Below are 11,895 nucleotides of genomic sequence, written 5' to 3'. Positions count from 1 at the left end.
GCCGGCCGCCGCCGCGCCCGATGCCGATGGCGCGGCTGACAGCGACGCGGCAGGCGCGGCCGGCGCGAAGCGCAAGAAGAAGCCTGCCGCCGACAAACCCGTGAAGACCGTCGACAAGCTCGCGAAGCTCGGCCTCACGCGCTCGATCGATCTCGTGCTGCATCTGCCGATGCGCTACGAGGACGAAACCACGCTCACGCCGATCGGCGAGCTGCTGCCGGGCGGCATCGCGCAGACCGAAGGCGTCGTGTTCGACAACGAGGTCGCATACCGGCCGCGCCGCCAGCTGGTCGTGAAGATCCAGGACGATGACGGCGAGCATCTCGTGCTGCGCTTCCTGAATTTCTACGGCTCGCAGGTCAAGCAGATGGCCGTCGGCCAGCGGCTGCGCGTGCGCGGCGACGTGCGCGGCGGCTTCTTCGGGATGGAGATGGTGCATCCGGCGGTGCGCGTCGTCGAAGCGGATGCGCCGCTGCCGCAGGTGCTCACGCCCGTCTATCCGAGCACGGCCGGCGTGTCGCAGGCCTATCTGCGCAAGGCGATCGAGAACGCGGTCGAGCGCACGCCGCTGCCCGAGCTGCTGCCGCCCGAGATCCAGCGCGACTATCTGAAACCGCTCGACGTGCCGACGCTCGAGCAGGCGGTGCGCATCCTGCACCACCCGCGCGTCGATTCCGACGAAGCCGCGCTGATGGACGGCTCGCATCCGGCGTGGACGCGCATCAAGTTCGAGGAGCTGCTCGCGCAGCAGTTGTCGCTCAAGCGCGCGCACGAGGAGCGCCGCACGCGTGCGGCGCCCGCGATGCCGCGCCGCGCCGCGAGCGATGCCGATGCATTGACGACCCGGCTCTATGCCGCGCTGCCGTTCACGCTGACGGGCGCGCAGGCGCGCGTCGTCGACGAAATCGCGAACGATCTTACCCTTGCGCACCCGATGCAGCGCCTGCTGCAGGGCGACGTCGGCAGCGGCAAGACGGTCGTCGCGGCGCTGGCCGCCACGCAGGCGATCGACGCCGGCTACCAGGCCGCGCTGATGGCGCCCACCGAAATCCTCGCGGAACAACACGCGCGCAAGCTGCGCGCGTGGCTCGAGCCGCTCGGCGTCACGGTCGCGTGGCTCGCGGGCAGCCTGAAGGCGAAGGAGAAGCGCGCGGCGATCGAGGCGGCCGCGCTCGGCACCGCGCAGCTCGTGATCGGCACGCACGCGATCATCCAGGACACCGTCGAATTCGCGCGGCTCGGCCTCGTGATCGTCGACGAACAGCACCGCTTCGGCGTCGAGCAGCGGCTCGCGCTGCGTGCGAAGGCCGCGAACGCGGCCAACGGCGCACGCGACTTCCAGCCGCACCAGCTGATGATGTCGGCCACGCCGATTCCGCGCACGCTCGCGATGACGTATTACGCCGATCTCGAAGTCTCGACGATCGACGAGCTGCCGCCGGGCCGCACGCCCGTGCTGACGCGCCTCGTCGGCGATGCGCGGCGCGAGGAGGTGATCGCCCGTGTGCGCGAGGCCGCGCTGACCGGGCGCCAGGTGTACTGGGTGTGCCCGCTGATCGAGGAGAGCGAGACGCTGCAGCTGCAGACGGCCGTCGAGACATACGAGACGCTGGCCGCCGCGCTCCCGGAGCTGAAGGTCGGGCTCGTGCACGGCCGGCTGTCGCCGGCCGACAAGGCGGCCGTGATGGAGGCGTTCACGCGCAACGACGTGCAGTTGCTCGTCGCGACGACCGTGATCGAGGTCGGCGTCGACGTGCCGAACGCGTCGCTGATGGTGATCGAGCACGCCGAGCGCTTCGGCCTTGCGCAGCTGCACCAGCTGCGCGGCCGGGTCGGGCGCGGCACCGCGGCGTCGGTGTGCGTGCTGCTGTACACGGGGCCGCTGTCGCTCACGGGACGCGAGCGGCTGAAGACGATGCGCGAGACGACCGACGGCTTCGAGATCGCCCGGCGCGACCTCGAGATCCGCGGCCCCGGCGAATTCCTCGGCGCGCGCCAGTCGGGCGCGGCGATGCTGCGCTTCGCGAACCTCGAGACCGACGGCTGGCTGATCGAGCCGGCCCGCGAAGCCGCGTCGCGGCTGATTGCCGCGTATCCGGAGGTCGTCACGCAGCATCTCGCGCGCTGGCTCGGTGCGCGGGAGCAGTATCTGAAGGCCTGATCCGCGGGTCGGGGCCGGATTTAAAACCGCCGTTTGAAGCATTCCGATGCTGAGAAACTTGGCGAACCGGTGTCACAGGGTGTATAAATTAAACCTATCGCTTGTATATCTCTGATTGACCCACAATGACGCTGACTGAATTGAAATACATCGTCGCGGTCGCGCGCGAACGGCATTTCGGCCGCGCGGCCGAAGCATGCTTCGTGAGCCAGCCGACGCTGTCGGTGGCGATCAAGAAGCTCGAAGACGAGCTCAACGTGCAGATTTTCGAACGCGGCGCGAGCGAAGTGAGCGTCACGCCGATCGGTGACCAGATCGTCACGCAGGCGCAGCGCGTGCTCGAGCAGACCTTCGCGATCAAGGAGATCGCGAAGCAGGGCAAGGATCCGCTGGTCGGCCCGTTCCGTCTCGGTGTGATCTACACGATCGGGCCCTATCTGCTGCCGACGCTCGTCAAGCAGATGATCCAGCGTGTCCCGCAGATGCCGCTGATGCTGCAGGAAAACTACACGCTGAAGCTGCTCGAACTGCTCAAGCAGGGCGAGATCGACGCCGCGATCATGGCGCTGCCGTTCCCGGAAACCGGCCTGATGGTGCGCCCGCTGTACGACGAGCCGTTCGTCGTCGCGCTGCCCGCCGGCCATCCGTGGGAAAAGCGCGAGGAAATCGACGCCGAGGATCTCAAGCAGGAAACCATGCTGCTGCTCGGCAACGGCCACTGCTTCCGCGATCACGTGCTCGGCGTGTGCCCGGAGCTGATGCGCTTCTCGCAGACGGCCGACGGCATCCAGAAGACCTTCGAGGGCTCGTCGCTCGAGACGATCCGCCACATGGTCGCAAGCGGTGTCGGCATCACCGTGTTGCCGCGGATGTCGGTCGCCGAGGTCGGCCCGCGCGCGAACGGCCCCGATGCCGAACTGCTGTCGTACGTGCCGTTCAACGAGCCGGTGCCCGACCGCCGCGTGGTGCTCGTGTGGCGCAAGAGCTTCACGCGGATGCCCGCGATCGACGCGATCAGCGACGCGATTTCCGCGTGCGAGCTGCCGGGTGTCGCGAAGCTCGACATGCCGGCGACGATGAACTGAGCACGCTCCAGCATGCGCGTGTGGCGGCACGATGAACGGGGTCTTGCGACCCCGTTTATTTTTCTCTATCGAATAGATGAAATTTATCAAATTCAATTAATCGATAGATCTAGATAGAATCTTCTCCACGGATCGGCGTGAGGTCGACGACTGATCAGCACGTTGGATGCAAGCGTCAAAGGAGGATGTCATGATGCGGTCGGTATTGCAGCACGCGCAGCGGAACGTCCCGTCGCGCGACGCGGTCGTACATCGCGCCAGGGCGGCCGTTCGCAGCCTGCGTCCGATTGCGTTCGCGTACCTGGCGGACCGTGTGTATGGCGGATGAGTGCCGCCGCACACCGGTCCTGTGTTCCCCCGACTAACTGCCGCCGAGCCATGAGGGAGCATTGCATGTCCGATACCCGAAAAGCCGACCGCCTCGCCGGCACGACGACTGCCGGCAGCCGCTTTCCCGAGCGCCCCGCCTGCGGCGCGTCGCAGCGGGAAAGCCGGTCGCAGGCCGCGCACGACGTCCCGTAGTACGACAGGAGGAACCGCCTGTTCCGTTTCATCCCCCCGCAATGCTCCACGAACCGCGCCTGGCACGTGGGGGCCTACGAGCAAGACAAGGAGAAAAAGCATGTCGAACGAAACGAAGTGCCCGTTCAACCACACCGCTGGTGGCGGCACGACGAACAAGGACTGGTGGCCGAATCAGCTGAACCTGAACATCCTGCACCGGCATTCGGCGCTGTCCGATCCGATGGACAAGGATTTCGACTACGCCGAAGCGTTCAAGAAGCTGGACCTCGAGGCGGTGAAGCAGGACCTGCACGCACTGATGACGGCGTCGCAGGACTGGTGGCCGGCCGACTTCGGCCACTATGGCGGCCTGTTCGTCCGCATGGCCTGGCACAGCGCCGGCACGTACCGCACGGCCGACGGCCGCGGCGGCGCGGGCGGCGGGCAGCAGCGCTTCGCTCCGCTCAACAGCTGGCCGGACAACGTCAGCCTCGACAAGGCGCGCCGCCTGCTGTGGCCGATCAAGCAGAAGTACGGCCGCAACATCTCGTGGGCCGACCTGCTGATCCTGACCGGCAACGTCGCGCTCGAATCGATGGGCTTCAAGACCTTCGGCTACGCCGGCGGCCGCGTCGATACGTGGGAACCGGACGACGTGTACTGGGGTTCGGAAAAGATCTGGCTGGAACTGAGCGGCGGCCCGAACAGCCGCTATACGGGCAAGCGCGAACTCGAAAGCCCGCTCGCCGCGGTGCAGATGGGCCTCATCTACGTGAACCCGGAAGGTCCGGACGGCAACCCCGATCCGGTCGCCGCCGCGCATGACATCCGCGAGACGTTCGCGCGCATGGCGATGAACGACGAAGAGACGGTCGCGCTGATCGCGGGCGGCCACACGTTCGGCAAGACGCACGGCGCCGGTCCGGCGTCGAACGTCGGCCCCGAGCCGGAAGCCGCGGGCCTCGAGCAGCAGGGTCTCGGCTGGAAGAGCACGTTCGGCACGGGCAAGGGCAAGGATGCCATCACGAGCGGCCTCGAAGTCACGTGGACGTCGACGCCGACGCAGTGGAGCAACGACTTCTTCAAGCACCTGTTCAGCTACGAGTGGGAGCTCACGAAGAGCCCGGCCGGCGCGCACCAGTGGGTCGCGAAGGATGCAGGCGAGGTGATTCCGGATGCATTCGACGCGTCGAAGAAGCATCGCCCGACGATGCTGACGACCGACCTGTCGCTGCGGTTCGATCCGGCCTACGAGAAGATTTCGCGCCGTTTCTACGAGAACCCGGCCGAGTTCGCCGACGCGTTCGCGCGCGCCTGGTTCAAGCTCACGCACCGCGACATGGGCCCGCGTTCCCGCTATCTCGGCCCGGACGTGCCGGCGGAACACCTGCTGTGGCAGGACCCGATCCCGGCGGTCGATCACCCGCTGATCGACGCCGCCGACGTCGCCGAGCTGAAGGCGAAGGTGCTGGCTACGGGCCTGTCGGTGTCGCAGCTCGTGTCGACCGCATGGGCGTCGGCTGCGACGTTCCGCGGGTCGGACAAGCGCGGCGGCGCGAACGGTGCGCGTATCCGCCTGGCGCCGCAGAAGGATTGGGAAGTGAACCGTCCGGCTGAACTCGCGACGGTGCTCGAGACGCTCGAAGGCGTGCAGAAGGCGTTCAACGATGCGCAGACGGGCGGCAAGAAGGTGTCGCTCGCCGACCTGATCGTGCTGGCCGGTGCGGCCGGTGTCGAGCAGGCTGCGAAGAACGCGGGCGTCGCGGTGACGGTGCCGTTCGCACCGGGCCGTGCGGATGCGTCGCAGGAAGAGACCGATATCGAAGCGATGGCCGTGCTCGAGCCGGTCGCGGACGGTTTCCGCAACTTCCTGAAGCATGCATACAAGACGCCGGCCGAGGCGCTGCTGGTCGACAAGGCGCAACTGCTGACGCTGACCGCGCCTGAGATGACGGTGCTCGTCGGTGGCCTGCGCGTGCTGGGTGCGAACGCCGGCGATGCGAAGCTGGGCGTGTTCACCGATCGTCCGGAAGCGCTGACGAACGACTTCTTCGTGAACCTGCTCGACATGGGCACGGAATGGAAGCCGGTGTCGGCCGCGAACGACGTGTTCGAAGGGCGCGATCGGGCGACGGGCCAGGTCAGGTGGACGGGCTCGCGCGTCGACCTGATCTTCGGCTCGCATGCGCAACTGCGTGCGCTGGCCGAGGTGTACGGCAGCGCGGATGCGAAGGAGAAGTTCGCGCACGACTTCGTCGCGGCCTGGAACAAGGTGATGAACCTGGACCGCTTCGACCTCGCGTAAGCGTCGCCGCGCGGTAGTGCGGTGAGGCAGTAACGGGAAACGGCCGGTCGTCCGACCGGCCGTTTCTTCCTGACCCTGAGTATTGTTGAAGGAGTGACGATCATGACGCAAATGATGTTGAAAACGCGCGCTGTACTGGCGTCGCCGGCAGAGGTCGCGCGATACGTCGTCGGATCCGCCATCGTCATCGGCGGGGCGGCCGAACTGGTGTCGCAGGCGCTGCACGCGATCGCGGCCGCCTGAGCGAGGCGTTTCGCTCGCCACGCGCGTGCGGCAGGTGTGGTATCAATAGGCAGGTAGTCCGATTCACTTTCATTGCTCTGTTTCATTGAATAAGGAGTACGGAACATGGCCAGGAAAACTCAAGCTGCCCAGATCAACATCGGCATCAGCGACAAGGACCGCAAGAAGATCGCGGAAGGCCTGTCGCGCCTGCTTGCCGATACGTTCACGCTGTACCTGAAGACCCACAATTTCCACTGGAACGTCACGGGCCCGATGTTCAACACGCTGCACCTGATGTTCGAGGAGCAGTACAACGAATTGTGGCTCGCGGTCGATTCGGTTGCCGAACGCATTCGCACGCTCGGCGTCGTCGCGCCGGGCACCTTCGGTGATTTCGCGAAACTGTCGTCGGTGCCGGAAGCGAACGGTGTGCCCGCTGCCGAAGACATGATCCGCCAGCTCGTCGGAGGGCACGAGGCTGTCGTGCGTACCGCGCGTGCGATCTTTCCGCTTGCCGATGCGGCGAGCGACGAGCCGACCGCCGACCTGCTGACGCAGCGCCTGCAAATTCATGAAAAAACCGCGTGGATGCTGCGGTCGTTGCTCGCGTAGGCGTGCAACGCGCGGCAGGCTGGCCGAAGCCTGCGCATCGTGACTCCGGCCCTGATTGATCCGCCGTCGTCGGGCTGAACCCAGTCCGGCGCGCTGCGCGGATCCGTGCGTGCGCCGGCTCTGTCCCTTGATTGATGCGCGTTGCGGCTCGGCCACGTGCAGCGGGTGCGGGCAGCGCGCCGGCGTCCGGCCGCGAGCGCCCGCGGGCCGTGCCGACATGACGCGAAGCACCGCTCGGCTCTAAAATGCCGGGGTTATCTTCCCGGTGCCTCGCCATGCTTGCCCGCTTTCCCCTGTATCTGCGGCTCGTCCGGATGGACAAGCCGATCGGCAGCCTGCTGCTGCTGTGGCCGACGCTCAACGCGCTGTGGATCGCGTCGGACGGCCATCCGCGCTGGCCGCTGCTCGTGATCTTCTCGCTCGGCACGCTGCTGATGCGCTCGGCCGGCTGCGCGATGAACGATTACGCCGACCGCGACTTCGACCGCCATGTAAAGCGCACGGCCGACCGGCCGCTGACGTCGGGCAAGATCCGCGCATGGGAAGCCATCGCGATCGCGGTCGGGCTCGCCTTCATCTCGTTCCTGCTGATCCTGCCGCTCAACACGCTGACGAAGCAGTTGTCCGTCGTCGCGCTGTTCGTCGCGGGCTCGTATCCGTTCATGAAGCGCTTCTTCGCGATTCCGCAGGCCTATCTGGGCATCGCGTTCGGCTTCGGCATCCCGATGGCGTTCGCGGCCGTGCAGGACACGGTGCCGACGATCGCGTGGGTGATGCTGGTCGCGAACATCTTCTGGTCGGTCGCATACGACACCGAATATGCGATGGTCGATCGCGACGACGACATCAAGATCGGCATCCGCACGTCCGCGCTGACGTTCGGCCGCTTCGACGTCGCGGCCGTGATGCTGTGCTACGCGGTGACGCTCGGCATCTACGTGTGGATCGGCGTGACGCTCGGCTTCGGCCTCGCATACTGGGCCGGCTGGGCGGCGGCGGTCGGCTGCGCGTTGTATCACTACACGCTGATCAAGGACCGCGAGCGGATGCCGTGCTTCGCGGCGTTCCGGCACAACAACTGGCTCGGCGGCGTGCTGTTCGCCGGGATCGCCGTGCATTACCTGCTGGCGGGGAGCTGAATTTCGCGATCGCACCGCAGGCGGTATGCGATGCTAGACGCGGTACCCACAAAAAAGCGGCCTGGGCCGCTTTTTTGTTGTTCGTGCAAATCAGCATGACGGGGCGGGGCGCCCAACGCGTACAGCGAGCACCGGGCCGGCCACCGCAGGCGCGCTCACGCGCGGCCGAGCTCGTCGCCCATTTCCTTCGCACGCGCTTCGGCCGCGAGTGCACCGCGCACGATCGCATCCTTCACGCCTTGCGCGTCGAACGACGCGAGCGCGGCGGCCGTCGTGCCGCCCTTCGACGTCACGCGCTCGCGCAGCACGCTCGCGGGCTCACCGGATTGCGCGGCCAGTTGCGCGGCACCCGTGAACGTCGCGACCGCCAGCGCACGGCCTTGTTCGTCGTTCATGCCGAGCTGGCGCGCGGCTTCCTGCAGCGCTTCGATGAAATAGAACACGTACGCGGGGCCGCTGCCCGAAATGGCCGTGACGGCGTCGAGCTTCGACTCGTCATCGAACCACACGATTTCACCGACTGCACCCAGCACGTTCGACGCGAGTTCGCGGGCCGCCGCGTCGACGCCCGGCAGTGCGGCGAGGCCCGTCACGCCCATGCCGACGAGTGCGGGCGTGTTCGGCATCGTGCGCACGACGCGCGCGTAGTCGCCGAGCCAGCGTGCGAGATCGCTGCCGCGGATCCCGGCAGCGATGCTGATCACGAGTTGAGTCTTCAGGTGAGGTGCGAGCGCCTGCGCGACGTCCTTCAGCACCTGCGGCTTCACCGCGAGCACGACCGCGTCGTAGTCGGCGAGCGTCGCGTCGATGGCCGCGCCGGTGCGCACGCCGAACTGCTGGGCGGCGCGCGCGCGCACCTCTTCGTTGACGTCGATGGCATACAGGCCGTCAGCGGCGACGCCGCGCTTGATCAGGCCGCCGATCAGGGCCGCGGCCATGTTGCCGCCGCCGATGAATGCGATTTTCATGATGTCGGATTGAGCGAGTGAGTGAACGGAAAGGCGTAAAAGGGCGTGGCGTTCAGTGCGAGTAATCGCGCGCGCCGAAGATCGCGGTGCCGACGCGCACGATCGTCGCGCCTTCGAGCACCGCCGCGTCGAGATCGGCGGACATGCCCATCGACAACGTGTCGAGCGGCAGGCCGTCGGCACGCAACGTGTCGAACAGCGCACGCAGCGCACGATGCGGCGCGCGTTGCGCGTCGGTGTCGCCGGCCGGTTCGGGAATCGCCATCAGCCCGCGCAGCCGCAGCGACGGCAGCGCGGCGACCGCGCGCGCAACCTCGGCCACGTCGGCCGGCGCAACGCCGCTCTTCGACGCCTCGCCGCTGATGTTCACCTGCACGCAGATGTTGAGCGGCGGCAGGTGCGCAGGGCGCTGTTCCGACAGGCGCTGCGCGATCTTCAGCCGGTCGACCGAATGGACCCAGTCGAAGCGTTCGGCAACCGGGCGCGTCTTGTTCGATTGCAGCGGCCCGATGAAATGCCATTCGAGGTCCGCACGCAGGTCGGCGAGCGCGTCGATCTTGTCGATCGATTCCTGCACGTAGTTTTCGCCGAAGGCACGCTGCCCGGCCGCATGCGCGGCGCGCACGTCGTCGGCGGGAAACGTTTTGGACACGGCGAGCAGCGACACGGTGGCGGGATCGCGGCCGGCCGCGCGGGCGGCGTCGGCGATGCGGCGATGAACGGAGGCGAGACGGGCGGCGAGATCGGACATGACGGGCACGAAAGCAGGCACGGAAGCGGGCATGGTGCGGATGCGCCGCGGCACGCGACGCATCGATTCGCCCATTATACGGACGCCGTGCGCGAGGCCCAGCGTCCCCCTGTCATTCGTATGAGCACGCGCTAGCCGTACAGCAGATGCTCGACGAGCTGGATCCAGTGGGTGACCGGAATCTGCGTGCCGCTTTGCAGGTGCGCGATGCAGCCGATGTTGCCGGAGACGATCATCTGCGGTTCGAGCGCCTGCAGCTTCAGCAGCTTCTGCTTGCGCAACCGGTACGACAGCGACGGCTGCGTCAGCGAATAGGTGCCGGCCGACCCGCAGCACAGATGGCTGTCGGCCGGCAGCCGCACGTCGATGCCGAGCGTCTCGAGCAGGCGTTCGACCTTGCCGCGCGACTGCTGGCCGTGCTGCAGCGTGCACGGCGGGTGGTACGCGACCGTATGGATCGCGCGGCGCCGCGCGAGCGTCGCGAGTTCGGCCTCGAACGCGAGCAGCACGTCGGAGATATCGCGCGTGAGCGACACGATGCGCTGCGCTTTTTCCGCGTAGGCCGGGTCGTCGCGCAGCAGGTGCGCGTATTCGAGCACCGTCGCGCCGCAGCCCGACGCATTCATCACGATCGCCTCGACACCCTGTTCGACATGGGGCCACCACGCGTCGATGTTGCGGCGCGCGTCGTCGAGCGCTTCGTCGTGATAGTTCAGGTGCAGGCGGATCGCGCCGCAGCAGCCCGCGTCGGGCGAGACGACCGTCTCGATGCCGAGCGCGTCCAGCACGCGCGCGGTCGCGATGTTGATGTTCGGCAGCATCGACGGCTGCACGCAGCCGCCGAGCATCAGCATCTTGCGCGTATGCGTGAGGTGCGGCCATTCGAGCAGCCGCGTGCGCGGCGGCACCTTGTCGCGCAGCCGCTTCGGCAGCAGCGGCCGCACGTGCTGGCCGAGCCGCATCACCGGCGAGAACAGCGCCTCGTTCGGCACCAGGCTCGCGAGCAGGCGGCGCACGAGACGCTGCTGCGCCGGGCGCTGCACCTGCGCCTCGACATGCTTGCGGCCGATCTCGACGAGCCGGCCGTACTGGACGCCGGACGGGCAGGTCGTCTCGCAGCTGCGGCACGTGAGGCAGCGGTCGAGGTGCTGCTGCGTGCTGCGCGTGACGCTCGCGCCTTCGACCATCTGCTTGATCAGGTAGATCCGGCCGCGCGGGCCGTCGAGTTCGTCGCCGAGCAACTGGTAGGTCGGGCAGGTCGCGGTGCAGAACCCGCAATGCACGCACTTGCGCAATATCGCGTCGGCTTCGTCGCCGTCGGGCGTATTGCGGATGAAATCGGCGAGGTTCGTTTGCATCGCTCAGAGATCCGGGTAGAGCCGGCCGCGGTTGAAGACGCGCGCGGGATCGAACGCGGCCTTCAGCCCGCGGTGGATTTTCATCATCGGCGCGGGGAGCGGCGTGAACACGCCCGCGCTGCGATCGTACGCGTCGCCCGCGCGGAACAGCGTCGCGTGGCCGCCGGCCTGCTTCGCGCTCATTCGCACGGTCTGCGCGTCGGCGTCGGTGATCCACCAGCGCTGCGCGCCACCCCATTCCATCAGCTGGGTGCCGGGCAGGTGCATCGGTTCGGTGATCGACGGCAGCGCGAGGCGCCACAGCGCGTAGCCGGGCGGGATGCCGTTGAAGAACGGGTCGGTATGCTCGCGCAGGCCGGCCCAGAAGCGTTCGGCCTCGACCGCGTCGACGACTTCGCCGCCGAGCAGCGTCTTCGCGGATTTCACGGCCGCTTCGGCGCCCGACAGGCGCAGCACGAGCGTGCCGTTGCGCCAGCCGCTCGCGCTGACGGGCAGCGGATGGCCGCCCCACTCGTTGAGCTTGCGCACCGCGTCGGTCGCGGTCATCTCGAACTTCAGCGTGACTTCGGCGACGGGCATCGGCAGCACCTTGAGCGACAGGTCGAGCATCAGCCCGAGCGTGCCGAGCGCGCCGGCCATCAGCCGCGACACGTCGTAGCCGGCGACGTTCTTCACGACCTGACCGCCGAACCGCAGCATTTCGCCGCGCCCGTTCATCAGCGTGACGCCGAGCACGAAATCGCGCGGCGCGCCGCAGGTGGCGCGCCGCGGGCCCGCCAGGCCGGCA

General features: G+C 67.6%; 11 protein-coding genes. 7 read left to right on the top strand and 4 right to left on the bottom strand.

Annotated elements, in window-relative coordinates; translation table 11 throughout:
- From recG to ubiA, 7 genes are all read left to right on the top strand, one after another.
- Positions 1 to 2,161: ATP-dependent DNA helicase RecG (recG, locus tag G3N98_RS35170; protein ID WP_206150712.1), on the top strand; the 2,161-nt coding region annotated here is incomplete at its 5' end.
- A 125-nt stretch (positions 2,162 to 2,286) separates the two neighbouring features.
- Positions 2,287 to 3,246 (top strand): hydrogen peroxide-inducible genes activator, encoded by a 960-nt coding sequence (locus tag G3N98_RS35165; protein WP_043189592.1) that lies wholly within the window; start codon positions 2,287 to 2,289, stop codon positions 3,244 to 3,246.
- A gap of 393 nt (positions 3,247 to 3,639) precedes the next feature.
- Positions 3,640 to 3,768: a hypothetical protein gene (locus G3N98_RS40275; protein ID WP_277396940.1), complete on the top strand. Its 129-nt coding sequence runs from the start codon at positions 3,640 to 3,642 to the stop codon at positions 3,766 to 3,768.
- 100 nt (positions 3,769 to 3,868) lie between these two features.
- The gene (katG, locus tag G3N98_RS35160) at positions 3,869 to 6,055 is read left to right on the top strand and encodes a catalase/peroxidase HPI (RefSeq protein ID WP_206150711.1); all 2,187 of its coding nucleotides are present in this window, start codon (positions 3,869 to 3,871) and stop codon (positions 6,053 to 6,055) included.
- Between the two features lie 102 nt (positions 6,056 to 6,157).
- Positions 6,158 to 6,298 carry a hypothetical protein gene (locus G3N98_RS35155; protein ID WP_174973271.1) on the top strand — a complete coding sequence of 47 codons (141 nt, stop codon included), beginning with the start codon at positions 6,158 to 6,160 and terminating at the stop codon, positions 6,296 to 6,298.
- Between the two features lie 105 nt (positions 6,299 to 6,403).
- On the top strand, positions 6,404 to 6,892 hold the full coding sequence (gene dpsA, locus G3N98_RS35150; protein ID WP_206150710.1) for a non-specific DNA-binding protein DpsA: 489 nt from the start codon (positions 6,404 to 6,406) through the stop codon (positions 6,890 to 6,892).
- Positions 6,893 to 7,167: 275 nt separating this feature from the next.
- Positions 7,168 to 8,031, top strand: a complete 864-nt coding sequence (ubiA, locus tag G3N98_RS35145; protein ID WP_089424539.1) for a 4-hydroxybenzoate octaprenyltransferase — start codon at positions 7,168 to 7,170, stop codon at positions 8,029 to 8,031.
- 155 nt (positions 8,032 to 8,186) lie between these two features.
- Here ubiA and proC read toward each other — a convergent pair whose 3' ends face one another.
- The 4 genes from proC to glcE form a co-directional block, all read right to left on the bottom strand.
- Entirely contained in the window at positions 8,187 to 8,999 is an 813-nt protein-coding gene (gene proC / locus G3N98_RS35140; RefSeq protein WP_206150709.1) for a pyrroline-5-carboxylate reductase, read from the bottom strand.
- A gap of 52 nt (positions 9,000 to 9,051) precedes the next feature.
- A complete protein-coding gene (locus G3N98_RS35135) occupies positions 9,052 to 9,750 on the bottom strand; it encodes a YggS family pyridoxal phosphate-dependent enzyme (protein ID WP_089425846.1) in 699 nt (232 codons plus the stop codon).
- A 131-nt stretch (positions 9,751 to 9,881) separates the two neighbouring features.
- Positions 9,882 to 11,108 carry a glycolate oxidase subunit GlcF gene (gene glcF, locus G3N98_RS35130; protein WP_206150708.1) on the bottom strand — a complete coding sequence of 409 codons (1,227 nt, stop codon included), beginning with the start codon at positions 11,106 to 11,108 and terminating at the stop codon, positions 9,882 to 9,884.
- 3 nt (positions 11,109 to 11,111) lie between these two features.
- The coding region (glcE, locus tag G3N98_RS35125; protein WP_206150707.1) for a glycolate oxidase subunit GlcE at positions 11,112 to 11,895 on the bottom strand (784 nt) is incomplete at its 5' end.

The sequence above is a fragment of the Burkholderia sp. Tr-20390 genome, from assembly GCF_017104595.1.
GTDB lineage: Bacteria > Pseudomonadota > Gammaproteobacteria > Burkholderiales > Burkholderiaceae > Burkholderia.
The sequence above is the reverse complement of the archived record's forward strand: the minus strand, read 5'-3'. Positions and strand labels throughout refer to the sequence as shown.